Origin of the sequence: Pseudomonas syringae CC1557 (assembly GCF_000452705.1) — a bacterium.
GTDB classification, from domain to species: domain Bacteria; phylum Pseudomonadota; class Gammaproteobacteria; order Pseudomonadales; family Pseudomonadaceae; genus Aquipseudomonas; species Aquipseudomonas syringae_F.
The window spans coordinates 310,506-334,630 of the sequence record NZ_CP007014.1 but is presented as its reverse complement, the minus strand read 5'-3'; the positions used below and the strand labels follow the sequence as shown (position 1 = coordinate 334,630).

Here is a 24,125-nt window from a genome sequence, read left to right as displayed (position 1 = left end):
TTATCCACAGGCACACGCACAGGGATTGTGTGTAACTACATGCCGAACAATGGCACCGCGTTCATGAGTCTGCGTCAGCCAGAAAATACATCACCTGACCACGCCTTCCTCAACCAGCAATTTCAATATCGCTGCAGCAGCCTCATCCGCACTCAACCCTTTGAGCACCTGCCCGCCACCGCCGCTGGCCTTGGCAGTGGCTGCTTTCATGCGGTCTGCGCCGCTCTTCGCCTTGATGACTTTCAGGCGCTTGGGCCGAGGTTTGGCGGGTTGCAGTGAAGAAACTGTCAACACATCATCGACCACCACTTCAACTTCATCGACAGTCAGCGCTCCGCGTTGCGCAGGCCCGAATGCACTCTGTCGGGCTGTCGGCGCAGCGTTATCCACAGTGGCCAGAAACGGCAGACGAACCTTGAGACGTCGCCTTTGGCCACGAGGCAGCGCCTGTAACACCAGTGCAGTGCCATTTTCCAGCGACTCGACTTCAGCCAGGCCGGTCACCAATGGCCAACCAAGCGTCTCGGCCAGCAGGAACGGCAACATGCCCGAGCCCTCGCCGGTTTCAGCCTGGCTGCCGGTCAGTACAATCTGCGCTGACGAATCGCGAATGTGCTCGCCCAAGGCCGCCAGTACATCGGCACCTGGTGGCTGCTCCAGAATGTGCAGCTCGCTCAAGCCCATTCCCAGATAAGCGCGCAACGCAGCCTCGCGAGCGTCGCCAGCATGCAGCACCTGCAAGTTATCCCCAGCCAGTTGCAAGCCCAACTCCACTGCACGGGCATCCTGCTCGGCACGGCGCGCACGCCCTGAAGTCGGGTGCGCGCCAATGGACACCAGGCTGATGATCTGCACCGCATACTTATCAACAGATGAGTCAGGCTGCATCCCGTCTCTCCCCACCCAACCGGGCTTCAACCGCAGTAATGAGCGCCCTGAGAATGTCCGAGCTTTCGCCAATCACGGATAAATCTGCGCGTTTGATCATGTCGCAGCCCGCATCCAGATTGATTGCAATGACCTTGTCGCAGGCACCGATACCTTGCAGGTGCTGAATAGCCCCGGAGATACCGACTGCCATGTAGACCCGAGCAGTGACCCAGGTGCCACTGGCACCCACCTGCCGCTCACGCCCCATGAAACCATCGTCCACCGCCACCCGAGACGCGCCTTCGGTTGCGCCGAGAGCTGAGGCGGCGCGGTGGAAGAGGTCCCAGTCCTTGACACCATTGCCACCCGACAAAATGAATTCTGCTTCAGCCATAGGGATAACGGCAGGATCGACAGCAACCGCGCCAAGGTCCTCAATGCGTGACAGGCTGCGCGCCACATCTGTGGATAACTCGACAGGCAATACTGCATGACGGGTTTCACTGACGGGTTCAGCGCACTCGACAGCGGCCAGAATCAAACGCGCCAATGGGCGAGCCAGATCCTCAAGGCCTGCACCTGCTCGGCTTATGCACTGTTCATCCTTGACCTGCCAGACTCGCGTCGCAGGACGCTCGCCGAGGCTGGCCGCGAAGCGCCTTCCCAACTCGCCACCGCCCGTACGGCTGTCCGGTAGCAGCCAGTGACGAGGGCTGAGCTGGTTATCCACAGCACGAAGTCCCTGCACGCGCTGTTCAGGCGAGTAACCGCTGAATTCAGTACCGTCGAGCAGCAAGATACGGTCCACGCCCGCCGTGGCGAAGGCAGTCTCCTTATGCTCGCCGAAAACCACGGCAAGCACTGCCCCTTCGCTACCCGCCAATTGCCGCGCCAGGCCCAACAGATCGCGGTCATGGCTGCTAAGTCGCCCGCCGACCATGTCGGGCACGACATTGATGTAAAACGCTGGCGCGGCAACCACATGCAGCGGCAGCTGAACCTCGGACGCCGCCGAGCGCCTGGTCGTACCGCCCTGCTGCGCGCCACTGCGATCAATACGCTTGATGCCGTTGGGGCCGATAAAACCGAGGCCATGCACGTTCTTGCGTATCAGACCGTTCGGTCCCATCCAGCTGCTCTGCGCAGGCTGCATGGCCGCATGCAGCGGATGTAACCGATTACGGGCGATCCATTCGGCACGCGGATCGCGGCGGATAACGTCGCTCATCAGTGCACCTCCGCAGGTTCGCGTTTGGCGGAAGCGGATGGGCTGGGGATAACTTCTTCCACCAGCGCGTCGGCCACCAGTTCGGCAATGTCCTTGATCAGCGGCCGCGGTTCGACCACACCTTCGAGCATCGCTGTGCATTGTGGACAACCCACTGCCACCACTTCGGCTGCGGTTTCGCGGATGTCGTCCATGCGCATGTCGGGAATCCGCTGTTTGCCGGGAATGTCGGTGATCGGTGCGCCACCACCGCCACCGCAGCAGCGGGAACGGAAGCCCGAGCGCTGCATTTCCCGGACCTCGATCCCCAGCGCACGCAGCACTTCACGCGGTGCCTCGTATTCGCCGTTGTAACGGCCCAGGTAACACGGGTCGTGATAGGTCACGCTGGCGCCTTTGTGCTGCCCCAGGTTCAAGGCGCCGCGCTTGACCAGTTCCGCCATGAATGTGCTGTGGTGCTGCACCTGATAGTTGCCACCAAACGCACCGTATTCGTTCTTCAGCACATGGAAACTGTGCGGGTCGCAGGTGACGATACGGTTGAAACGGTAGTTGGTCAGGGTCTGGATATTGCGTCGGGCAAGCATCTGAAACGTCGCCTCATCACCCAGACGCCGCGCTACATCGCCACTGTCTCGTTCTTCCAGCCCCAGCACGGCGAAATCGACCCTGGCCGCTTTGAGGACTTTGACGAAGGCGCGCAGGGTGCGTTGATTGCGCATGTCGAATGCGCCATCGCCGACCCAGAACAGCACATCAACGCTTTTCCTGACGCTGAGCAGATCCAGGTTCAGATCGGCCGCCCAGTTCATCCGCCCGCCCGGTGCAAAACCGCCGGGGTTGTCGGTGGCGATCAGGTTATCCAGCACTTCCGCGCCTTTGTTCGGCGTTGCGCCTTTCTCCAGAGTCAGGTAACGGCGCATGTCGACGATGGCGTCAACGTGCTCGATCATCATCGGGCACTCTTCGACACAGGCCCGGCAGGTGGTGCAAGACCACAGCGTTTCGGCGTCCACCAGACCGTTGACGATGGGCTGATGCGGATTGCCGCCATGTTCGCCCAGTGGCTTTCCTTTCCCATCCAGCGACGGGTAAGGACTGCCGGCGAACTTCGCATCGGTGCCGCCCGCCAGACCGACGACCATGTCCTGAATCAGCTTCTTGGGATTCAGTGGCTGGCCTGCAGCAAAGGCGGGGCACGCGGCTTCACATTTGCCGCACTGTACGCAGGCGTCGAAACCCAGAAGCTGGTTCCAGGTGAAGTCTTCAGGTTTCTCGACACCCAGCGGTGCAGTCCGATCGTTCAGATCAAGCGGTTTCAGGCCGGTGGAACGTCCGCCACCAAAACGCTCGGCACGCCGGTGCCAGGCCAGATGCAGGGCACCGGCAAAAGCGTGCTTCATCGGCCCGCCCCACGTCATGCCGAAAAACAGCTCGCTCACGCCCCACAACACGCCCAACCCGAGAATGACGACCAGCACCCAGCCACCAAAGTGCTCGGGGAGAATCCCTGCCACCGGCAGCGTGACCAGAAAGAAGCTCGCGGAAAACGCCATCAGGCTTTTCGGCAGCCGCATCCACGGGCCTTTTGACAGGCGCGCAGGCGGATTGAGGCGACGCCGATAGACAAACACCGCGCCGACGAACATCACAGCAGTCATCAACAGCAGCGCGTAGCCCAGCACGCGGTTATGCACGCCAAACCCATGTACCAGAATCGCCAGCACGATAGACGCCACCGCGCCGCCTGCCGTCGCCACGTGGGTGTTGGCGATGTATTTGTCACGGGCTACTACGTGGTGCAGATCGACCATATAGCGCTTGGGCATGGCCAACAGCCCACCGAGCAAATCGACCTTGGAAGGCCGACCAGCGCGCCACATGCTCACCCGCCGCAAAGCACCCAGTGCCGCAAGGGCCAACGCGCTGAACAGCAGGATGGGAAGAAGAGTGTCTAGCATCACGTTGCCCTCAAGACGCGAGCTGCAAGCTTCGAGCATCAAGCGGCAAGAAAAAGCTCTGAGCGAACGCTTTTTACTTGCCGCTTGAAGCTAAAAACTTGTAGCTGCCGTCAGAAATCCTTGCACAACCGCAAGCCGTCGTAGATCGCTGCATGAGTGTTGCGTTGTGCCACGCAGTCGCCGATACGAAACAGCAGGTAACCATCACCCGGCTGGCTCAATGAAGGCTGCGGCTGAATGGCGAACAGCGCGTCGATATCGATCTGGCCCTTGTTGCGCGAGCCTTCCTTGAGCGCGTAATAAATCGCTTCGTCTGGACGCACACCGTTTTCCACCACCACCTGATCGACGACTCGCTCTTCCTTGGCCCCGGTGTATTCGTTCTCCAGTACAGCCACCAGCTTGTCGCCCTCGCGGTAGACCTTTTCCAGCATCATGTCGCCGGTCATGATCACTTCCTTGGGGTACATGCTGCGGTAGTAGGTCGGGAACGAGGTGCCGCCAATCGCGACACCCGGTTTGATGTCATCGGTAACGATTTCGACCTGGCAGCCCTTATCGGCCAGAAAGTCAGCCACCGACATGCCGGTGAACTCGCAGATGGTGTCGTAGACCAGCACGTTCTTGCCCGGCGCAACCTTGCCGTCCAGCACGTCCCAACTGCTGACCACCAGCCCTTCTGCTGCGCCCCAGTGCTCGTTCTGCTCCAGAAACGGATGACCGCCCACGGCCAGCACCACGATATCCGGGCGCAAGTCGAGAATGGTCGCGGCATCGGCAGCAGTTCCGAGCCGCAGGTCGACCTTCAGACGCGCCAGTTCCAGCTGGAACCAGCGCGTGATGCCGGCAATCTGGTCGCGCTGTGGCGCCTTCGAAGCGGTAGTGATCTGCCCGCCAATAAAGTCCTTCTTTTCGAACAGCGTCACATCGTGGCCGCGCTCGGCAGAGACCCGCGCTGCTTCCATACCGGCAGGCCCGGCACCGACCACCACGACCTTGCGCTTCGGCCCGGCAGATTTTTCGATAATGTGCGGCACGCCCATGTATTCGCGGGACGTGGCGGCGTTCTGGATGCACAGCACATCCAGCCCCTGATATTGACGGTCGATGCAGTAGTTGGCGCCGACGCACTGTTTGATCTGGTCGATCTGCCCCATCTTGATCTTCGCGATCAGGTGCGGATCAGCGATGTGCGCGCGGGTCATGCCGACCATGTCGACGTAGCCGCCTTCGAGAATCCGCGTCGCCTGATTCGGGTCCTTGATGTTCTGCGCGTGCAGCACCGGCGCCTTGACCACTGCCTTGATGCCGGCCGCCAGGTGCAGGAACGGCTCCGGTGGATAACTCATGTTCGGGATGACGTTGGCCAGGGTGTTGTGGGTGTCGCAACCCGAACCCACCACGCCGAGGAAGTCGATCATGCCGGTGTCGTCGTAATATTTGGCGATCTGCTTCATGTCCTCGTGGCTCAGGCCATCGGGGTGAAACTCGTCGCCGCAGATACGCAGACCGACGCAGAAATCAGGGCCAACTTCCTTGCGTACCGCCTTGATGACTTCGAGGCCGAAGCGCATGCGATTCTCGAAGCTGCCGCCCCACTCATCGGTGCGTTTGTTGACCCGCGGGCTCCAGAACTGGTCGATCATGTGTTGATGCACGGCCGACAGCTCGACGCCGTCCAGCCCGCCGGCTTTGGCGCGAGCGGCTGCACTGGCGTAGTTGCCGATCACGCGCCAGATCTCTTCCGGCTCGATGGTTTTGCAGGTTGCGCGGTGCACCGGCTCACGAATGCCCGACGGCGACAGCAGGGTCGGCCAGTGATCGCCATCCCAGCGTGAACGACGGCCCATGTGGGTAATCTGGATCATGATCTTGGCGCCGTGCTTGTGCATGGCATCGGCGAGATTCTGGAAGTGCGGGATGATCCTGTCAGTCGCCAGGTTGACCGACTTCCACCAGCCTTGCGGGCTGTCAATGGCGACGCTTGAAGAGCCGCCGCAGATGGCCAGACCGATACCGCCCTTGGCCTTCTCTTCGTAGTACTTCACATAACGGTCAGTGGTCATACCGCCGTCAGTGGCGTAGACCTCGGCGTGCGCGGTACTCAGCACGCGATTGCGGATCGTCAGTTTGCCGATCTGGATCGGCTGGAACATCGCTTCAAAAGCCATAACCCGATCCTCGATTTACAGCGGCTTGACGATAAACAGTCCGTCGTCGTGGCCTTCTTCAGAACCCCCGTAAACCTGCTCGGCAACGGTACGAATCGAGCTGCCGCTGGCAGCGAGAATCTGGTCCATCGCTCCGGCGAACCAGCCGGTGAACATGTAATCGACCTTGCGCCCGACCTTGCCGTAGACGTACACGAAGCAGGAGTGCTCAAGCTTCACGCTGGCGGTGCCTTTCTCGATGTCGATGTCCTGAATGCTGAACAGCCCCCAGCCGCGTTGCGACAGGCGCTTCATGTAGTGCTCGAATACCGCAACGCCTTCCAGACCATGGCACTCGGCTTCTTTTTCACACCAGTGCCAGGCGGATTTGTAACCCGCCTTGTAGAGAATGTCGGCGTAGGCATCGGCGCCCAGTACCTCTTCGATGCCCATGTGGTTGTTGACGAAAAAGTGCCGTGGCACGTACAGCATCGGCAACGCATCGGAGGTCCAGACGCCGGTTTCGCTGTCGACTTCGATGGGCAGTTGCGGGGCGATTTTAGCCATGGGATCAAACTCCAGATAATTCGGGTTACACCCACCGCCACCAGGGCCGTGGGGGTTCAATTCGATTAGGTATGGCTTGGCGGGTTACTCGCCCCAGACGTCGGTCAGCACGTTGACCCAGTTCTCGCCCATGATCTTGCGCACTACTCGCTCGGAATGGCCGCGCTTGAGCAGGGTTTCAGTCAGATTGGGAAACTCGCCGACGGTACGAATGCCCAGCGGGTTGATGATCTTGCCGAAGCTGGTCAGGCGGCGGGCATAGCCTTTATCGTGGGTCAGGTATTCGAAAAAGTCCTGACCGTGGCCCTGAGTGAAATCGGTGCCGATACCGATGGCGTCCTCGCCCACGATGTTCATTACGTATTCGATGGCTTCGGCGTAATCGTCGATGGTCGACTCGATGCCCTTGGCCAGAAACGGCGCGAACATGGTCACGCCGACAAAGCCGCCGTGGTCGGCAATGAACTTCAGTTCAGCGTCGGACTTGTTGCGTGGATGCTCTTTGAGGCCGGACGGCAGGCAATGGGAGTAGCAGACCGGTTTCTTCGATTCGAGAATGACTTCTTCAGAAGTTTTCGAGCCGACGTGGGACAGGTCGCACATGACGCCGACGCGGTTCATTTCGGTGACGATTTCACGACCGAAACCCGACAGCCCGCCGTCGCGCTCGTAGCAGCCGGTGCCGACCAGATTTTGGGTGTTGTAGCACAGTTGAACGATGCCAACGCCGAGCTTCTTGAAGATCTCGACATAGCCAATCTGGTCTTCGTAGGCATGCGCATTCTGGAAGCCGAACAGGATGCCGGTCTTGCCCAGCTCCTTGGCCTTGCGGATGTCGGCGGTGGTATGCACAGGCATAACCAGATCGCTGTTTTCGCGCATCAGCTTCTGGCTGGTGCAGATGCTGTTGATAGTGGCCTGGAAGCCTTCCCACACCGACACGGTGCAATTGGCCATTGTCAGGCCGCCCTTGCGCATGTCTTCAAACAGCTCGCGGTTCCACTTGGCGATGATCAGCCCGTCAATAACGATGCTGTCGGCGTGCAGTTCGGCTGGGCTCATCAGGCTGTCCCCTTTTTGATTGCGGCGCACCGAATCGGCTGTCGGCGCTAATGAGGTCAGCATATGCCGGAGGGTCCGGCGAGCCGGGTGCAAAAACGACAGGGGGTTTGCCGAAAGCGTCAAGATGCGACAAAGGGCGACAGCACTTCGCCGGGCGGTGTCGTAAACCTGTTCATTGTCTCGCGCTTGAGACAGAATCAGCCGTATCAATGGATCGGAGCGACTCGATGAAAACGTTTTTGCTGACCCTGGCCCTGATGGCAACGGCTGTGACAAGCGTACAGGCTGCACAGAACCCGGACGCCACGCCGTGCGACGGTGTCGATGACGACAAGCAGACGCTGGAGTGCTCGGTTTACAGCCGGACGACCGCTGAACAATTGCTCAAGGAAAATTTCGACAACCTGCTCAAGCGCGTTCAATCCCAGTTCGTTGCCAACAAGACGCAGTTCAACGATTTTACTAGCAAACTCAAAACCGCCCAGCAAGCGTGGGAGAAGCTGCGTGACGCCGATTGCGCAGTAGAAGTGTTCCCTTCTGCAGCAGGCAGCAAGGCCTTCACCATCAGCGAAAACGACTGCATTGCGCGCATGAGTGACGAGCGATCCGAGTACCTGGAGTCGATTGCACAGGAATAACGTCTACGATGGGATAACCTGCTTCTTTATATGAACGAGCTCATCAGGTTTTCTCATGATTATTTGCGGTGTAGAAATCAAAGGCAGTGAAGCCATCTTCGCTCTCGCCACTCGACGTAACGGCGACATCGAGCACCTGCCGCTCGCCACGAAGAAACTGGCGCTGGAGGACGATGACGAGGCCGTCAACGTCAAAGCCTTCGCCACGCAACTTGCCGGTTTCGTGCGTGAAAACGGCATCAGCCATGTGGTCATCAAGAAACGCAGCAAAAAAGGCGAATTCGCTGGCGGCCCCACCACGTTCAAGATCGAAACCATCTTCCAGTTGATGTCAGATTGCGAAGTACTCCTGATCTCGCCGCAGACCGTCAATGCGCAGAACAAGAAACACAACTTCGCCCTGCCAGGCACGCTGAACAAGTACCAACACGAAGCCTACAAGGCAGCGTGTGCCGGGTTGATGAAGAGCGTTTGAGCGCATTAAAACCGGACCCAGCGCACGGCTACGATGATCGTCCCTACGCTCCGCGTAGGAATGCAGTTCGTGACGCTCCGCGTCACATCCATTCGCAGCACAGCTACTTTTAAACCGACATAAAAAAACCCGCATTTCTGCGGGTTTTCTCAGTGCTCAGTCAACTCAGTTGACCTTGGCATCCAGCTCGCCACGCGCGTAGCGTTCGAACATGGCGTCCAGGGAGATCGGTTTGATCTTCGAGGCGTTGCCAGCGGTGCCGAAGGCTTCGTAACGGGCGATACACACATCACGCATGGCCACGACGGTCTTGGCCAGGTATTTGCGCGGGTCAAACTCGCTCGGGTGTTTGGCCATGAACTCGCGGATGGCACCGGTAGACGCCAGGCGCAGGTCGGTGTCGATGTTGACCTTGCGCACGCCGTGCTTGATGCCTTCAACGATTTCTTCGACCGGCACGCCGTAGGTTTCTTTGATGTCGCCGCCGAACTCGTTAATGATCTTCAACCATTCCTGAGGAACCGACGAAGAGCCGTGCATCACTAGGTGAGTGTTCGGGATACGCTTGTGAATCTCTTTGATTCGCTCGATCGCCAGAATGTCGCCGGTAGGCGGCTTGGTGAACTTGTAAGCGCCGTGGCTGGTGCCGATGGCGATGGCCAGGGCATCGACCTGAGTGCGCTTGACGAAGTCAGCGGCTTCTTCAGGGTCGGTCAGCATCTGGCTGTGATCCAAAACGCCTTCCGCGCCAACGCCGTCTTCTTCACCGGCCATACCGGTTTCCAGCGAACCCAGCACGCCCAGCTCGCCTTCCACAGAAACGCCGCAGGCGTGAGCGAAGGACACCACACGACGGGTGACGTCGACGTTGTAGTCATAATCGGCCGGGGACTTGCCGTCTTCACGCAGCGAGCCGTCCATCATGACCGAGCTGAAGCCCAGCTGGATCGAGCGCTGGCAGATGTCAGGGCTGGTGCCGTGATCCTGGTGCATGACCACCGGGATGTGCGGGAACTCTTCGATGGCCGCGAGGATCAGGTGACGCAGGAACGGAGCACCGGCGTATTTGCGGGCACCAGCCGAAGCCTGAACGATCACCGGGGAGTCGGTCTTGTCGGCCGCTTCCATAATGGCGCGCATCTGTTCCAGGTTGTTTACGTTGAAAGCTGGAACGCCATAGCCGAATTCGGCTGCGTGGTCCAACATCTGGCGCATGCTGATAAGTGCCATTGTCTGTCTCTCTCCCGGTAGGGTCGTTGATCGTGCAGCCTGCCGTAGTGGCGGCCGCTATTCAAGTTATAAGCATTGGCCGCAAGGGCCAAGCGTGTGTGCCATGGGTCCGGTTTATCGGGCCTTGCAGCCTCGACCAATCAGATCGTTGGTAGCATCCCAGTAGATCAGGCCTTCGCTACCCTTGTTGACGAACGCCAACACATTGTTACTGTACAGCGTGCCACTGGCAGCGCCGGGTTCAGCCTTGAGCCTGAACACCTGATCGCTCTGATTCAGACGCACATCAACTTCCTTTTGGGCCGAGTCAATGTAACGCCAGTGAACCTCGGCGTTGCTGTCGCAGACCCAGCGATTCCAAGGGTCGTTCTGCTGCGGACTGCTCATGCTCGAACAACCGCCAAGCGCCGCCAAAGCCACAAGGGCCAACAAGCCTTTCATCATTTCTCCTGCCTGCCCTGCCAAACCGGTGTATCAGGGGCAGTTCTGTTCCTGTTTACTGTCGTCGGCCGGTTCACCCGTGACGTGCGCCTCGACCCGTTGAGTATTTTCGGTCGTTGGCACATTCACCGGGGCCGGGCTGAATACTTGACACGTTCTGGCGTGCGAGCCAGAACCGGTACAGCCAGCCAGTGCAATACAGCTCAGCAGAGCCAGGGCAGCGATCTTCATGACGAAACTCCTTCCTCGGAAAAAATATCCACTCAATAAAGACCGCTGAAGCCCGTCAATGTTGCCAGACTGGTTTCAAACCTGAACTACAGGCAACCCACACCACCTACCTTGCTCGGCATGAACTCGTACCGATCCCACACTTCCTGACCACCACGCTTGTAGATCACCGGCACCGTCTCGGCCTGCCAGCCCGCCTGATAGCAGCTCAACTGGAGCGGCTGGTTCGGCGCGTCGCCCTCCACTTCTTCAGCCTCGGGCTTGCTCGCGCAACCGGCCAGTAAACCTGCGATGAGCACCCACGGTAACGCCCTGACCATTGCCTACTCCTTGTCCAACGCCTTTATTCAGGCCTTGGCACGTTGTTCGAGCACTTCAACCGCAGGCAGAACCTTGCCTTCCACGAATTCGAGGAACGCACCGCCGCCGGTGGAGATGTAGGAAATCTGTTTTGCTACGCCGTACTTGTCGATCGCTGCCAGCGTATCGCCGCCGCCAGCGATGGAGAATGCACTGCTTTCGGCGATGGCCTTGGCCAGCGTTTTGGTGCCCTCGCCAAACTGATCGAATTCAAACACGCCGACCGGACCGTTCCACAGGATAGTCCCGGAAGATTTCAACAATTCGGCGAAATGCGCAGCAGTTTGCGGACCGATGTCCAGAATCATGTCGTCATCGGCTACATCGGCGATCAATTTGACAGTGGCGGTGGCGCTCTCGGAAAACGCCTTGGCAACTACCACGTCGGTCGGCAACGGCACGCTGACTTTCGCAGCAATGGCGCGAGCGGTGTCGAGCAGATCAGGTTCATACAGGGACTTGCCGACCTTGTGACCGGCTGCGGCCAGAAAGGTATTGGCGATGCCGCCGCCGACGATCAACTGATTGCAGATGCCGCTCAGGCTGTTGAGTACGTCCAGCTTGGTGGACACCTTGGAACCGGCAACGATAGCGGTCATTGGCTGGGCCGGAGCACCCAGGGCCTTGCCCAGCGCCTCCAGCTCGGCAGCCAGCAACGGGCCCGCAGCTGCGACTTTGGCGAACTTCGCCACGCCGTGGGTCGAGCCCTCTGCGCGGTGAGCGGTTCCAAAAGCGTCCATTACGAATACGTCGCACAGTGCCGCATACTTCTGCGCCAGTTCGTCGGCGTTCTTTTTCTCGCCTTTGTTGAAGCGAACGTTCTCGAACAGGACGACATCGCCTGCCTTCACGTCGACACCGTCCAGATAGTCAGCGACCAGCGGAACCTCGCGGCCCAGCGCTTTGCTCAGGTACTCGGCAACCGGCTTCAAGCTGTTCTCGGCAGAAAACTCACCTTCGGTCGGGCGACCCAAGTGCGAGCAGATCATGACGGCCGCGCCTTTTTCCAGCGCCAGTCTGATGGTCGGCAGCGAAGCAAGGATACGCGCGTCACTGCTGACAACACCGTCCTTGACCGGGACGTTGAGGTCTTCGCGGATCAGTACACGTTTGCCTTGCAGATCGAGGTCGGTCATCTTCAACACGGTCATGAGCATTCCTGTTTTTTTACTGTTATTGGTCAGCGACGCGCAGAAAGTGATCAGCGACGTCGAGCATTCGGTTTGCAAAACCCCACTCGTTATCGAACCAGGCCAGCAAATTGACCAGCCGGGGTCCGGAAACGCGGGTCTGACTCGCATCGACAATGGCCGAATGCGGGTCATGGTTGAAATCGCAACTGGCATGCGGCAATTCAGTGTAGGCCAGCAGCCCCTTGAGCGGGCCACGGGTGGCGGCCTCACGCAGGATGCGGTTGATCTCCACTGCATCGGTGTCTCGCGACATCTGTAGCGTAATGTCCAGACAAGACACATTGACAGTTGGTACACGAACAGCTTTGGCCTGAATTCGACCGGCAAGTTCCGGAAGCAGCCGCTCGATTCCTCGCGCCAGACCGGTGGACACCGGAATGATCGACTGGAAAGCCGAGCGGGTACGACGCAAATCCTCGTGGTGATAGGCGTCGATCACCGGCTGATCATTCATCGCCGAGTGAATGGTGGTGATGGTGATGTATTCCAGACCAATGGCCTGATCCAGCAAACGCAGGAGCGGAACGCTGCAGTTGGTGGTACAGGACGCGGCCGACACCAGCAATTCACGTCCGGTCAGCCTTTGCTGATTGATGCCGAACACTACAGTGGCGTCGACATCCCGCTCGCTGGCCATAGGCTGGGAAAACAAGACACGGGGCGCACCGGCATCCAGAAAACGCTGCCCGTCTTCGCGGGTGTTGTAGACACCCGAGCACTCAAGCACCAGATCGACTTCCAGCCCGGCCCAGTCAATGCCTTCCGGCGTCGGGCTGCGCAGGACCTTGATCCGGTGATCATTGATATGCAGGTATTGCCCTTCGACCCGCACTTCGCCGGGGAACCGGCCATGTGTCGAATCAAAGCGCGTGAGGTATTCGAGGCTGGCCATATCGGCCAGATCGTTGATGGCAACCACTTCAAACCCGGCCTTCGCCCCCGCTCGCACAGCGCGCGAACGACACAACGACCGATACGGCCGTAGCCGTTCAGAGCAACTTTATAAGGGCGGGGCTGAGACATGGAGTTTTCGCCAGGGGATGGATCAGGTTGCGTAGAGCCCTAATAGGTGGGAGCGACCGGGGCGGCGATCCGCATTGCTCGCGACGGCCTCAACCCGGCGTAATGATTCACCGGGTTGAGTCATTCGCGGACAAGTCCGCTCCAACAGATCAGTCTTCCAGCAGCTCTTCAGCAATGCTCAGGACGTTTTCCAGCGTGAAGCCGAACTCTTCGAACAGCGCTGGCGCAGGGGCCGACTCGCCGAAGGTGGTCATGCCGATCACGCGGCCTTCGAGACCGACGTATTTGTACCAGTAGTCCGCGTGCGCGGCTTCGATAGCGATACGCGCACTGACCTGCAGTGGCAGGACTTCCTGCTTGTACAGCGCATCCTGAGTTTCAAAGATGCTGGTGCACGGCATGGAAACAACGCGAGCCTTGCGGCCCTGGGCGGTCAGTTTGTCGTATGCCTCAACGGCCAGACCCACTTCCGAGCCGGTCGCGATCAGAATCAGTTCAGGTTCGCCAGCGCAGTCGCGCAGCACATAGCCACCACGCGCGATGTTGGCCAACTGGGCCTCGTCACGCGCCTGGTGAGTCAGGTTCTGACGCGAGAAGATCAATGCCGACGGACCGTCGTTACGCTCGATGGCGTGCTTCCAGGCCACTGCCGATTCAACGGCATCGGCCGGACGCCAGGTGTCCAGATTCGGCGTGGTACGCAGGCTGGTCAACTGCTCGATGGGCTGGTGAGTCGGGCCGTCTTCGCCCAGACCGATGGAGTCGTGAGTGAACACGTAGATCACACGCTTCTTCATCAGCGACGCCATGCGCACGGCGTTGCGGGCGTATTCCATGAAGATCAGGAAGGTTGCGCCGTAAGGCACGAAGCCGCCGTGCAAGGCAATACCATTCATCATGGCGGCCATGCCGAACTCGCGAACGCCGTAATGCAGGTAGTTGCCGTTAGGATCTTCGCCAGTGATGCTCTTGCAGCCTTTCCAGATGGTCAGGTTGGAACCTGCCAGGTCGGCCGAACCGCCGAGGATTTCAGGCAACAATGGGCCAAGTGCGCTCAGCGCATTCTGGCTGGCCTTGCGGCTGGCAATGGTTTCGCCCTTGGCGTTGACTTCAGCCACGTACGCTGCGGATTTCTCGGCAAAGTCGGCAGGCAACTCTCCGCTCATGCGACGGATGAAGTCGTTGGCCAGCTCTGGGAATGCGGCGGAGTAGGCGGCAAAACGCTGGTCCCACTCGGCTTCTACCGCCAGGCCTTTTTCCTTGGCATCCCATTCGGCGTAGATATCAGCCGGAATTTCGAAGGGGCCGTAGTTCCACTTCAGCGCAGCACGGGTCAGGGCGATTTCGTCAGCACCCAGCGGCGCGCCGTGGGACTCTTCCTTGCCCTGCTTGTTCGGCGAACCGAAACCGATGGTGGTCTTGCAGCAGATCAGTGTTGGCTGAGCGCTTTTGCGGGCAGTGTCGATGGCAATCTTGATCTCTTCGGCGTCATGGCCGTCGACATTGCGGATGACCAGCCAGCCGTAGGCCTCGAAACGCTTCGGTGTGTCGTCGGTGAACCAGCCTTCGACTTCGCCATCGATGGAAATACCGTTGTCGTCGTAGAACGCGATCAGCTTGCCGAGTTGCAGCGTACCGGCCAGTGAGGCAACTTCGTGGGAAATACCTTCCATCATGCAACCATCGCCCATGAACACGTAGGTGTTGTGGTCAACGATGGTATGGCCTGGACGGTTGAACTGTGCTGCGAGCGTCTTCTCGGCAGCGGCAAAACCGACAGCGTTGGCAAAACCCTGACCCAACGGGCCGGTTGTGGTCTCGACGCCCGGGGTGTAACCGAATTCAGGGTGACCTGGCGTGCGGCTGTGCAATTGTCGGAAGTTTTTCAGATCGTCGATGGACAGGTCGTAACCGGTCAGGTGCAGCAGCGAATAAACCAGCATCGAGCCATGGCCGTTGGACATGATGAAACGGTCACGGTCGGCAAACGAAGGGTTTTTCGGGCTGTGTTTCAGATAATCACGCCACAGAACCTCGGCGATATCCGCCATGCCCATCGGGGCACCCGGATGGCCGCTGTTGGCTTTTTGCACGGCATCCATGCTTAGGGCACGAATAGCATTGGCACGCTCACGACGGCTTGGCATCGCTGATCTCCTGGGGTTGAAAAAATTAGGGGCGGAAAAAAGACAGTCATTTTCCCTCACGGACCGGCCGGGGGCAATGACAGATGTCGACCTTAGGCTCTTTTCCTGCGTTACGGACATTATTTAGCCTGTGAAGACTGGAACACACGGCAGCGCGACAAGTTCACAGCGCCTGATCGGCAGCTGCCCAAGGGCAATATCAAAACTTTTTGATATTGCCCTTGCAGCCTCATGGATCGCTCTCTAGACTGCGGAGCTTATGAACCTGCGCGTGCCTGCAATTCGCCATGACGCATGCGACGACCTTTCTGCATTGTGCAAGGCCGGCGGCGATCCTCTACGGCTGAATGTATTGCGCGCACTGACCAACGATTCGTTCGGCGTGCTTGAACTGGCGCAGATTTTCGCCATTGGTCAGTCGGGCATGAGCCATCACCTGAAGGTTCTGGCACAGGCCGACCTGGTGGCGACTCGCCGTGAAGGCAACGCGATTTTCTACCGCCGCGCCCTGCCCCACACCGCCTTGCCGGGCGGCAGGCTACACGCGGCGTTGCTGGATGAGGTCGATACGCTGGCCTTGCCGGACGATGTTCAGGGCCGCATCGGCCTGGTGCATCGGCAGCGGGCAATGGCCAGCCAGGATTTCTTTGCCCGTACTGCAGAAAAGTTTCGCGCTCAGCAGGACCTGATCGCCGGTCTGGCGCAATACAGCGAGAGCCTGCTGACCCTGCTCGACAAACTGAGCTTCGGCGCGCAGGCCACGGCTCTGGAAGTAGGCCCCGGCGACGGCGGCTTCCTGCCAGAACTGGCAAGGCGTTTCCGGCAGGTCGTCGCCATGGACAACAGCCCGGCTATGCTGGAACTGGCGCGCGGCGTCTGCGAACGCAAGGCACTGGCTAACGTTGAGCTAAGGCTGGCCGATGCACTGAACGACAGTAAAGTCAGCGCCGATTGCGTCGTCCTCAACATGGTGCTGCATCATTTTGCGGCACCGGCCGAAGCGCTCAGGCAACTGGCCGAGCACGTAAAACCCGGCGGTAGCTTGCTGGTAACAGAATTGTGTAGTCATGACCAGAGTTGGGCCAGGGAGGCCTGTGGCGATCTCTGGTTAGGTTTCGAGCAGGAAGACCTGGCCCGTTGGGCCATCGCTGCGGGGCTAGTTCCCGGGGAAAGCCTCTATGTAGGCTTACGTAATGGTTTCCAGATCCAGGTTCGCCATTTTCAGCGACCGGCTGGCGACACTCACCATCGGTAAAATGAAGGAAACCCGTAGAGATGAGCGAATACTCACTTTTCACCTCCGAGTCCGTGTCCGAAGGGCATCCGGACAAGATCGCCGACCAGATTTCCGACGCGGTTCTGGACGCTATCATCGCTGAAGACAAATACGCCCGTGTAGCGTGCGAAACACTGGTCAAGACCGGCGTGGCAATCATCGCTGGCGAAGTGTCGACATCGGCCTGGGTCGATCTGGAAGACATCGTGCGTAACGTCATCCTCGACATCGGCTACAACAGCTCCGACGTCGGCTTCGACGGCGCGACCTGCGGCGTGATGAACATCATCGGCAAGCAGTCGGTGGACATCGCCCAAGGCGTTGACCGCAGCAAGCCCGAAGATCAGGGCGCTGGCGACCAGGGCCTGATGTTCGGCTATGCCAGCAACGAAACCGACGTGCTGATGCCTGCGCCGATCACCTTCTCGCACCAGCTGGTACAGCGTCAGGCCGAAGCCCGCAAATCCGGCCTGCTGCCGTGGTTGCGCCCGGACGCCAAATCCCAGGTCACCTGCCGTTACGAAAATGGCAAAGTGGTCGGCGTCGACGCCATCGTGCTGTCGACCCAGCACAACCCGGACGTGTCTTACAAAGACCTGCGCGAAGGCGTGATGGAGCTGATCGTCAAGCACGTCATCCCTGCGCACTTGCTGCACAAAGATACCCAGTTCCACATCAACCCGACCGGCAACTTCATCATCGGTGGCCCGGTAGGCGACTGCGGTCTGACCGGCCGCAAGATCATCGTCGACACCTACGGCGGCATGGCCCGTCACGGTGGTGGCGCGTTCTCCGGCAAGGACCCATCGAAGGTTGACCGTTCGGCAGCTTACGCTGGCCGTTACGTCGCCAAGAACATCGTGGCTGCTGGCCTGGCCGAACGTTGCGAAATCCAGGTGTCCTACGCCATCGGCGTCGCTCAGCCGACCTCGATCTCGTTGAACACTTTCGGCACCGGCAAGCTGTCAGATGACAAGATCATCAAGCTGGTCCGCGACAACTTCGACCTGCGTCCCTACGCAATCACCACCATGCTCGACCTGCTGCACCCGATGTACCAGGCCACTGCAGCCTATGGTCACTTCGGTCGTACCCCGGTCGAAATGACCGTTGGCGATGACACCTTCACCGCCTTCACCTGGGAAAAAACCGACCGCGCCGACGCCCTGCGCGCAGCTGCCGGCCTGTAAAACCCGCCCCGAAAAAGCCCCGGACGACCTGGTCGTTCGGGGCTTTTTTTCGTCTGCATGGACAGCTCTTCAGCAGCTACGCTCTAAGCCCGCCGCGACACCAGCAATACAGAGGCAGCGCCCGCCAACAGCCCTGCGCATAGCCTGTTGAACAACCGCTTGCCACTGGGCTTGGCCAGCAGACGGCGAGCATGGATACCCATCGCGGCGTACAACGCAATCGCTACGCACTCCAGTACCAGAAACAGACCGCCCAAAACCGCGAACTGACCCGACACATCACCTTCGCGATCAACAAATTGCGGCAGGAAAGCCGTAAACAGCAAGATCGCTTTCGGATTGCCAATAGCCACCAGAAACTCCTGACGCGCCAGACTGCCAGAGCTCACTGCCGCTTTATCAGGTGCATGTGGGCTGGCACGCCACAGCTGCACCGCGAGATAAAACAGGTAGGCCACGCCGATGAGCTTGATCACATGAAAGAGCCATTCAGAGGTGTGCAGCACCGCCGTGAGCCCTGCCGCCGCCAACGTAATCATGATGACGAATGCCAGCAGGCGGCCCATGCCTCCCAGGCAGGACCTGGCAAAACCATAGCGCGTGGCGTTGCTGATCGACAGCAGGTTATTCGGCCCGGGCGCCATGTTCAGCGCGAAACAAGCGGGGATGAATACAGCAAGAGTAGAGACGTCCATGGGCACCCATTCCTTGGTTTGGTCGGCTGTTTAGTCTGACTTCATTCAGTGAAGGATCAAGACACAGTTGCATGATGATATTTGACCTGACTGTGCTGAGGGACGATTAAGGCCCGGCATTGGCATAAGCGCGCAGCGAGGCGCAGATTTGTGACGCGGGGCGTCAAGAAAGGCATGCCAGCGCGGCGCATTGGCACGAGAGGACACAGGCTCGTTCCGCACGCTCCAGGGTGGGAATGCCGTTCTGGACGCTGCGCGTCCGATCTTGAGCGTGCGGCGCAGTGCAATGGAAAAACCCCGTAACCAAGCCTCTCGTCTGCAAAGCGGATCGGCTACTACCCTCATGGGCCTATCCCTAAAGCAAGGATGCTTCGATGTTGCCCACCCTCCGCCTGATGACGTGCGTTCTGGTCTTTCTTCTCCCTGGCCTCGTCCATGCCGGCCAGTGCCCTGACTGGTCTGCCGCCAAGGCAAACAACGAAATAACGGCACTGCAAAAGCAGGTTGCCGAGTGGGACGACAGCTATCACCGACGCGGCATCTCGCAAATTCCTGACGAGCTTTACGATCAGGCGCGACACAAGCTGACCGTATGGCGTGCATGTTTTGCAGTGCCTACACCTGAAGCCAACCCGCTGAAAACCTCAGCCGGCCCAATGGCACATCCTGTCCCGCACACCGGCGTTAACAAGCTGGCGGACGAAGGCAGCGTCAAGGCCTGGCTCAAGGGCAGGACCGACCTGTGGGTTCAACCCAAGGTCGATGGCGTAGCGGTGACGCTGGTTTACGAACAGGGCCAACTGGTGCAGGCAATCAGTCGGGGCGACGGGATAAAAGGTCAGGACTGGACCTCCCAAGCCCGACTGATCAAGGCGGTCCCTCAGCAGATCCCCCGAGCCGAATCCGTGGTCCTGCAAGGCGAGCTTTATTGGCGGCTCGACGATCATATTCAGGCGACGGCCGGCAGCGTCAACGCTCGCAGCAAGGTGGCAGGCCTGTTGGCGCGACAGACGATCAGCTCGCAACAGGCCGACGCCATCGCCCTGTTCGTCTGGGACTGGCCAAACGGGCCAGCGGATATGACTCAGCGGCTCGAAAGCCTGCAAAGCATGGGTTTTGAAGACAGCATGGCTTACACACACCGGCTGGAAAACCACGCTCAGGCCGCGAAATGGCGTGAACACTGGTATCGCAATCCCCTGCCGTTCGCCACAGACGGCGTGATCATGCGCCAGGGTCAGCGGCCACCCGCACAGCGCTGGCAAGCCAGTGCGCCTTACTGGATCGCTGCGTGGAAACACCCTTACGCCCAAGCACTGGCCGAGGTGCGCAAGGTCAACTTCAATATAGGACGCAGCGGCAGAATCACCCCGGTGCTGGAGCTGATACCGGTGCGCCTCGACGACCGGACCGTCACCCGTATCAGCACAGGCTCGCTGCAACGCTGGCAGGCGCTGGACATCCGACCCGGCGATCAAGTGGCAGTGAGCCTGGCCGGGCTGACGATTCCACGACTCGACAGCGTGGTTTCTCGCGCAACCGAGCGAGCGGAAATGAGCGTTCCGCACGCCAGTGATTTTCATGAATTGAGTTGCTGGCAAGCCACGCCAGGCTGTGAAAGCCAGTTTCGTGCCCGGCTGGTCTGGCTCAGTGGCAAGAAAGGTCTCGCGTTGCCCGGAGTCGGTCCAGGCACTTGGGACAAGCTGATTGAAAACGGCCAGATCGAAGGCTTAGTCGATTGGATGACCCTGAATCACGCTGGGCTTGCTAACATCCCCGGCTTCGCCGAACGCAGCAGCGCTAAACTGCTGACGAGCCTGCAAACCGCCCGCGAACGGCCGTTTCAGACGTGGCTCAAGGCCATCGGCCTGCCGCCCTCAGGTGACGCGAAACTGCCTGATAGCTGGCACGAACTCGCGGCACGAACTGCCGAACAATGGCAGGCGGAGCCGGGCATAGGTCCGGGACGGGCAGCGAAACTCAGCGCTTTTTTTCGAGACCCTCAAGTGCAGGCGATAAGCCAGCAATTGCAGACACACGGTATTTCAGGTTTCTAAGTAGCGGACGTTCATTTTTCTGTCCGGGTATTGTCATCTTCAAGCGGAGTTCATATGCGGTTTTTATCACCATTGATCCTTTTCACCGGTTGCACTCTGCTGGCGACCACCTTACTGGCCTCCGAGCAGGCACCACCGCCTTCCGAGTGCCTGATCAAAAGCCAGCAGATCAGCAGCAAGATTCAGGACGCCAAGACCGAAGGCAACAAGGCCGAGCAGACCGGCCTGGAAAAGGCCCTTGCCGAGGTCAACGCCAATTGCACAGAGACTTCCTTGCTTAAGCAGCGCGAGCAAAAGGTGCTGGACGCCAAGCGCGAGGTCAGTCGTCGTCAGACCGATCTGAACAAAGCCATGGACAAGGGTGATCCGGAGCGGATCAACAAGCGCAAAGACAAGCTTGCCGAGTCGCGCAAGGAGTTACAGGACGCGCAGACTGAACTCGAGAAAGTCCAGCCGGACGATTGATAGGTATCGGAGGTTGCGACGCTGCCCATAACAAGGCAGCGTCACAAGTCGCTATCAGGCAGCAGCCGGAAAGGCCGAGACGCCGAACAGCGCAATGATCAGCCCCATGCCGACCAGCCAAACCACTGAGCGCAGTGCGGCCATGTCGGCCAGATAGAAAATGATGTACAGCAGGCGGCTGGTGATAAACAGCACTGCAAGTACATCGATGGTCACCAACTGCGCATTGCCGGCAATGTGCGCAATGATCACCGCCGCCGCAAACGCGGGCGTCACTTCAAAGCTGTTGAGCTGTGCCGCGTGGGCACGTCGTGGAAAACCTTCAAGCTTGTCGAGAAAGGCACGCGGGTCATGGTTGTGTCCGCTGCCAAATTTGCCACTGCCGAACTTGGCGATGCCAGCACAGAAAATCGGCAGCAATATCGCGACCAGCACGCACCAGAAAGCAACTGTCATACATCCATCCTTATAGGTTCAGCTTCATCGGAAGCATCCGGGCATTACCCGCTCACAAGCTATGAGCCGGAGGTCAGCGAAAGGTTCTTGAAGAACGATCACCAACCTGACGCATTACGCCAGTTTAGGAAAGATCAGGCTAAACGTTGTGAAATGTCCGGGCGCACTCTGAACCGTCACCTGCCCTTCATGCAGGCTCATGATGGAACGCACAATCGCCAGCCCCAGCCCCGTACCACCCTGCTGCCGAGCGCGGCTGACGTGGACCCGGTAGAAACGGTCGAACAGTCGCGGCAGGTGCTCGGCGTCGATACCGTCACCCGCATTGCGCACTGCCAGCGATACTTCATCACCCTGCGTGGCAAGGGTGATGGTAATGAGACTGCCGGACAGGCCGTGGCGAATAGCGTTGGACAGCAGATTTGAAATCGCTCGCTGGATCATCAGCTTGTCGCCCGATACTTTCGCAGTGCCATTGACCTGTAGCGTGATGTCGCGATCCTCGGCCGAAGCTGAAAACAGCTCGGCGACTTTTTCTGCCTCTTCCCGCAGATCGACAATGTCAGCCGGCAACGGCGCAGCGGGCTGGCTGACGCTGGCCAGAAACAGCATCTGGCTGATCATGCGCGACATGCGCTCCAGCTCTTCGGTGCAGGACTCCAGTGCCTGCTTGTACTCTTCCGGCGGACGCGGCCTGGAGAGCGTGACCTGTGCTTTGCCCATCAGGTTGTTCATGGGCGAGCGCAACTCATGCGCCAGGTCGTCGGAAAATTGCGCCAGTTGCTGAACGTCGCCATCCAGGCGGTGCAGCATGAAATTCACCGCATGCGCGAGATCGCGCAATTCGTCAGGCAGGCCATTCACTTTCATGCGGTGAGAGAGATCTCGAGCCGAGATCAGCGCAGTCACTTTGCGGAATGCCCTCAACGGCCTTAGGCCACGACGCACCACCCACCAGACGCCAAAGCCGACCAGCAGCAGAATCACCGGCAGTACCAGGAAGGTCGATTTCAAATAAGCGTGCAGCAGCGTGCTGTCGCTTTCGCGGTCCATCGACAGCCTGACCAGAATGTCCTGTCCTGTCTTGAGGCGTATTTCCCGGTATCCGATAAGAATCTTGTGGCCGTGTATCGACTGCAACTCCTGAAAACCCTGGGGTATGCGATCTGCTTCAGGGATCGGCAGATTCCGCCCTTCCTCGTTGCCGACCATCATCAATTGTTGCCGTGGATTGCCCGAATCGAGCACCGTCAGCGTGTAGCTATCGTGGCCGACAATTTGGTCACGCAGAGTGTGTGGGTATTGAACGATGTCCTCTACCGCGAGAAAACCCTCACTCAAGCTGTGTTCGACCTGCGCAAACTTCTCGTTCAGGCTGTCTTCGGCGCGTCTATCAAGCTGCCGGGAAATGACCGCGTAGGCGAGCATTTCCATCACCAGCACCAGACACGCAATCAGAGCAACGACCGTCAACCCGAGACGCGTCGAAAGGCGTGTCGGCGTCATTCACGCACTTCCAGTACATAACCTACGCCACGCAGAGTGTGAATCAGCTTGGTCTCGAACGGGTCATCGATCTTCGCTCGAAGGCGACGGATCGACACTTCCACCACGTTGGTGTCGCAGTCGAAATTCATGTCCCAGACCAGCGAAATGATCTGGGTACGCGACATGACCTCACCACTGTGGCGCATCAACAGGTGCAGAAGCGCGAACTCCTTGGTGGTCAGGTCGATGCGCTGCTTACCGCGAAATGCCCGGTGTCGGCCTTGATCGAGTTCCAGGTCGCCGACCTGCAACACCTTGGCAGTGGTGGTCTGCTCACTGCGACGCATCAGGGTGCGGACCCTGGCCAGCAGTTCCGGAAACTCGAACGGCTTGACCAGATAGTCATCAGCGCCCATTTCCAGACCTTTGACTTTTTCCTCAAGCCGCCCCCGCGCCGTGACCATCATGATGCGCGTGTTGACGGTTTTTCTGAGACGGCTCAACACTTCCCAGCCATCCATCTCCGGCAGGTTCACATCCAGAATCACCACGTCGTAAGCCTGATGCTGCGCGAGGTAAAGACCATCAAGCCCGGTGGCGGCGATATCGACGACATAGCCACTTTCGGTCAGACCTTGATGCATGTACTCGGCCGTTTTCGGCTCGTCCTCTACGACAAGGATTCGCATAACCTGGCTTCCTGTTTGATGAGCGGAGGATGACGATGCCGTGCAGTGTACTGAAAAGAAACGCTTATCTCGCTGGATAACAGAATCGTAATTTCCCGGCAATCCCTGTGATAACTCCCATTGCATAAAGTCACCCCAGCCAACTTCAGCGCCTCGGTGCCTGTTTGTATTTTTGCTTTGATGGGGTGATTTCATGGGACTGGAGAACAACGTACGCATTCGGCGTACAGATG

General features: G+C 59.1%; 22 protein-coding genes and 1 pseudogene. 6 read left to right on the top strand and 17 right to left on the bottom strand.

Annotated elements, in window-relative coordinates; all coding sequences use genetic code 11:
- Positions 1-90: 90 nt before the first annotated feature.
- From etfB to N018_RS01535, 6 genes are all read right to left on the bottom strand, one after another.
- Positions 91-888, bottom strand: a complete 798-nt coding sequence (gene etfB / locus N018_RS01560) for an electron transfer flavoprotein subunit beta (RefSeq protein ID WP_025388682.1) — start codon at positions 886-888, stop codon at positions 91-93.
- The gene (gene etfA / locus N018_RS01555; protein WP_025388681.1) at positions 878-2,098 is read right to left on the bottom strand and encodes an electron transfer flavoprotein subunit alpha; all 1,221 of its coding nucleotides are present in this window, start codon (positions 2,096-2,098) and stop codon (positions 878-880) included. Before etfA ends, etfB begins: the two co-directional genes overlap by 11 nt.
- Complete coding sequence (dgcB, locus tag N018_RS01550; RefSeq protein ID WP_025388680.1) at positions 2,098-4,059, bottom strand: dimethylglycine demethylation protein DgcB; 1,962 nt, start codon at positions 4,057-4,059, stop codon at positions 2,098-2,100. The genes etfA and dgcB overlap by 1 nt, the downstream gene beginning before the upstream one ends.
- A gap of 110 nt (positions 4,060-4,169) precedes the next feature.
- Positions 4,170-6,230, bottom strand: coding sequence for a dimethylglycine demethylation protein DgcA (dgcA, locus tag N018_RS01545; protein WP_024646661.1), 2,061 nt, complete (start codon positions 6,228-6,230; stop codon positions 4,170-4,172).
- Positions 6,231-6,245: 15 nt separating this feature from the next.
- Positions 6,246-6,776, bottom strand: a complete 531-nt coding sequence (locus tag N018_RS01540; RefSeq protein WP_025388679.1) for a DUF5943 domain-containing protein — start codon at positions 6,774-6,776, stop codon at positions 6,246-6,248.
- An 84-nt stretch (positions 6,777-6,860) separates the two neighbouring features.
- Positions 6,861-7,838 (bottom strand): dipeptidase, encoded by a 978-nt coding sequence (locus N018_RS01535; protein WP_025388678.1) that lies wholly within the window; start codon positions 7,836-7,838, stop codon positions 6,861-6,863.
- A 227-nt stretch (positions 7,839-8,065) separates the two neighbouring features.
- Here N018_RS01535 and N018_RS01530 point away from each other — a divergent pair, with 227 nt between their 5' ends.
- The gene (locus N018_RS01530) at positions 8,066-8,476 is read left to right on the top strand and encodes a lysozyme inhibitor LprI family protein (protein ID WP_024646664.1); all 411 of its coding nucleotides are present in this window, start codon (positions 8,066-8,068) and stop codon (positions 8,474-8,476) included.
- Between the two features lie 55 nt (positions 8,477-8,531).
- Positions 8,532-8,951 (top strand): DUF3010 family protein, encoded by a 420-nt coding sequence (locus N018_RS01525; RefSeq protein WP_025388677.1) that lies wholly within the window; start codon positions 8,532-8,534, stop codon positions 8,949-8,951.
- 165 nt (positions 8,952-9,116) lie between these two features.
- On the opposite strand, the gene fba is transcribed toward N018_RS01525, so the two are convergent.
- The 7 genes and pseudogenes from fba to tkt form a co-directional block, all read right to left on the bottom strand.
- Positions 9,117-10,181: a class II fructose-bisphosphate aldolase gene (fba, locus tag N018_RS01520; RefSeq protein WP_025388676.1), complete on the bottom strand. Its 1,065-nt coding sequence runs from the start codon at positions 10,179-10,181 to the stop codon at positions 9,117-9,119.
- A 114-nt stretch (positions 10,182-10,295) separates the two neighbouring features.
- A complete protein-coding gene (locus N018_RS01515; RefSeq protein ID WP_024646690.1) occupies positions 10,296-10,622 on the bottom strand; it encodes an MliC family protein in 327 nt (108 codons plus the stop codon).
- 33 nt (positions 10,623-10,655) lie between these two features.
- Positions 10,656-10,853 (bottom strand): hypothetical protein, encoded by a 198-nt coding sequence (locus N018_RS01510; protein WP_024646689.1) that lies wholly within the window; start codon positions 10,851-10,853, stop codon positions 10,656-10,658.
- A gap of 86 nt (positions 10,854-10,939) precedes the next feature.
- The gene (locus N018_RS01505; RefSeq protein ID WP_025388675.1) at positions 10,940-11,173 is read right to left on the bottom strand and encodes a hypothetical protein; all 234 of its coding nucleotides are present in this window, start codon (positions 11,171-11,173) and stop codon (positions 10,940-10,942) included.
- A gap of 27 nt (positions 11,174-11,200) precedes the next feature.
- Positions 11,201-12,364: a phosphoglycerate kinase gene (locus N018_RS01500; RefSeq protein WP_024646687.1), complete on the bottom strand. Its 1,164-nt coding sequence runs from the start codon at positions 12,362-12,364 to the stop codon at positions 11,201-11,203.
- Between the two features lie 22 nt (positions 12,365-12,386).
- Positions 12,387-13,429 (bottom strand): annotated as a pseudogene (gene epd / locus N018_RS01495) (erythrose-4-phosphate dehydrogenase).
- 149 nt (positions 13,430-13,578) lie between these two features.
- A complete protein-coding gene (gene tkt / locus N018_RS01490; RefSeq protein ID WP_024646685.1) occupies positions 13,579-15,576 on the bottom strand; it encodes a transketolase in 1,998 nt (665 codons plus the stop codon).
- 259 nt (positions 15,577-15,835) lie between these two features.
- Here tkt and N018_RS01485 point away from each other — a divergent pair, with 259 nt between their 5' ends.
- Positions 15,836-16,831, top strand: coding sequence for an ArsR/SmtB family transcription factor (locus N018_RS01485; RefSeq protein WP_024646684.1), 996 nt, complete (start codon positions 15,836-15,838; stop codon positions 16,829-16,831).
- 20 nt (positions 16,832-16,851) lie between these two features.
- Positions 16,852-18,042 (top strand): methionine adenosyltransferase, encoded by a 1,191-nt coding sequence (gene metK / locus N018_RS01480; RefSeq protein ID WP_002555698.1) that lies wholly within the window; start codon positions 16,852-16,854, stop codon positions 18,040-18,042.
- An 83-nt stretch (positions 18,043-18,125) separates the two neighbouring features.
- On the opposite strand, the gene N018_RS01475 is transcribed toward metK, so the two are convergent.
- Positions 18,126-18,737, bottom strand: coding sequence for a LysE family translocator (locus N018_RS01475; RefSeq protein ID WP_024646683.1), 612 nt, complete (start codon positions 18,735-18,737; stop codon positions 18,126-18,128).
- A 374-nt stretch (positions 18,738-19,111) separates the two neighbouring features.
- Between N018_RS01475 and ligB the strand changes: the two genes are divergently transcribed.
- On the top strand, positions 19,112-20,794 hold the full coding sequence (ligB, locus tag N018_RS01470) for an NAD-dependent DNA ligase LigB (RefSeq protein WP_025388674.1): 1,683 nt from the start codon (positions 19,112-19,114) through the stop codon (positions 20,792-20,794).
- A 54-nt stretch (positions 20,795-20,848) separates the two neighbouring features.
- Positions 20,849-21,259: a DUF1090 domain-containing protein gene (locus N018_RS01465; RefSeq protein ID WP_024646681.1), complete on the top strand. Its 411-nt coding sequence runs from the start codon at positions 20,849-20,851 to the stop codon at positions 21,257-21,259.
- A 54-nt stretch (positions 21,260-21,313) separates the two neighbouring features.
- Here N018_RS01465 and N018_RS01460 read toward each other — a convergent pair whose 3' ends face one another.
- The 3 genes from N018_RS01460 to N018_RS01450 form a co-directional block, all read right to left on the bottom strand.
- Positions 21,314-21,715 (bottom strand): MAPEG family protein, encoded by a 402-nt coding sequence (locus N018_RS01460; RefSeq protein ID WP_025388673.1) that lies wholly within the window; start codon positions 21,713-21,715, stop codon positions 21,314-21,316.
- A 114-nt stretch (positions 21,716-21,829) separates the two neighbouring features.
- Positions 21,830-23,221, bottom strand: coding sequence for a heavy metal sensor histidine kinase (locus N018_RS01455; RefSeq protein WP_025388672.1), 1,392 nt, complete (start codon positions 23,219-23,221; stop codon positions 21,830-21,832).
- A complete protein-coding gene (locus N018_RS01450) occupies positions 23,218-23,892 on the bottom strand; it encodes a heavy metal response regulator transcription factor (protein ID WP_003382360.1) in 675 nt (224 codons plus the stop codon). Before N018_RS01450 ends, N018_RS01455 begins: the two co-directional genes overlap by 4 nt.
- Between the last annotated feature and the right edge of the window lie 233 nt (positions 23,893-24,125).

What these genes read in the sequence shown, in the direction of transcription:
- etfB (WP_025388682.1), bottom strand. Translation starts at nt 888, where the DNA reads ATGCAGCCTGACTCATCTGTTGATAAGTATGCGGTGCAGATCATCAGC.
- etfA (WP_025388681.1), bottom strand. Translation starts at nt 2,098, where the DNA reads ATGAGCGACGTTATCCGCCGCGATCCGCGTGCCGAATGGATCGCCCGT.
- dgcB (WP_025388680.1), bottom strand. Translation starts at nt 4,059, where the DNA reads ATGCTAGACACTCTTCTTCCCATCCTGCTGTTCAGCGCGTTGGCCCTT.
- dgcA (WP_024646661.1), bottom strand. Translation starts at nt 6,230, where the DNA reads ATGGCTTTTGAAGCGATGTTCCAGCCGATCCAGATCGGCAAACTGACG.
- N018_RS01540 (WP_025388679.1), bottom strand. Translation starts at nt 6,776, where the DNA reads ATGGCTAAAATCGCCCCGCAACTGCCCATCGAAGTCGACAGCGAAACC.
- N018_RS01535 (WP_025388678.1), bottom strand. Translation starts at nt 7,838, where the DNA reads ATGAGCCCAGCCGAACTGCACGCCGACAGCATCGTTATTGACGGGCTG.
- N018_RS01530 (WP_024646664.1), top strand. Translation starts at nt 8,066, where the DNA reads ATGAAAACGTTTTTGCTGACCCTGGCCCTGATGGCAACGGCTGTGACA.
- N018_RS01525 (WP_025388677.1), top strand. Translation starts at nt 8,532, where the DNA reads ATGATTATTTGCGGTGTAGAAATCAAAGGCAGTGAAGCCATCTTCGCT.
- fba (WP_025388676.1), bottom strand. Translation starts at nt 10,181, where the DNA reads ATGGCACTTATCAGCATGCGCCAGATGTTGGACCACGCAGCCGAATTC.
- N018_RS01515 (WP_024646690.1), bottom strand. Translation starts at nt 10,622, where the DNA reads ATGAAAGGCTTGTTGGCCCTTGTGGCTTTGGCGGCGCTTGGCGGTTGT.
- N018_RS01510 (WP_024646689.1), bottom strand. Translation starts at nt 10,853, where the DNA reads ATGAAGATCGCTGCCCTGGCTCTGCTGAGCTGTATTGCACTGGCTGGC.
- N018_RS01505 (WP_025388675.1), bottom strand. Translation starts at nt 11,173, where the DNA reads ATGGTCAGGGCGTTACCGTGGGTGCTCATCGCAGGTTTACTGGCCGGT.
- N018_RS01500 (WP_024646687.1), bottom strand. Translation starts at nt 12,364, where the DNA reads ATGACCGTGTTGAAGATGACCGACCTCGATCTGCAAGGCAAACGTGTA.
- tkt (WP_024646685.1), bottom strand. Translation starts at nt 15,576, where the DNA reads ATGCCAAGCCGTCGTGAGCGTGCCAATGCTATTCGTGCCCTAAGCATG.
- N018_RS01485 (WP_024646684.1), top strand. Translation starts at nt 15,836, where the DNA reads ATGAACCTGCGCGTGCCTGCAATTCGCCATGACGCATGCGACGACCTT.
- metK (WP_002555698.1), top strand. Translation starts at nt 16,852, where the DNA reads ATGAGCGAATACTCACTTTTCACCTCCGAGTCCGTGTCCGAAGGGCAT.
- N018_RS01475 (WP_024646683.1), bottom strand. Translation starts at nt 18,737, where the DNA reads ATGGACGTCTCTACTCTTGCTGTATTCATCCCCGCTTGTTTCGCGCTG.
- ligB (WP_025388674.1), top strand. Translation starts at nt 19,112, where the DNA reads ATGTTGCCCACCCTCCGCCTGATGACGTGCGTTCTGGTCTTTCTTCTC.
- N018_RS01465 (WP_024646681.1), top strand. Translation starts at nt 20,849, where the DNA reads ATGCGGTTTTTATCACCATTGATCCTTTTCACCGGTTGCACTCTGCTG.
- N018_RS01460 (WP_025388673.1), bottom strand. Translation starts at nt 21,715, where the DNA reads ATGACAGTTGCTTTCTGGTGCGTGCTGGTCGCGATATTGCTGCCGATT.
- N018_RS01455 (WP_025388672.1), bottom strand. Translation starts at nt 23,221, where the DNA reads ATGACGCCGACACGCCTTTCGACGCGTCTCGGGTTGACGGTCGTTGCT.
- N018_RS01450 (WP_003382360.1), bottom strand. Translation starts at nt 23,892, where the DNA reads ATGCGAATCCTTGTCGTAGAGGACGAGCCGAAAACGGCCGAGTACATG.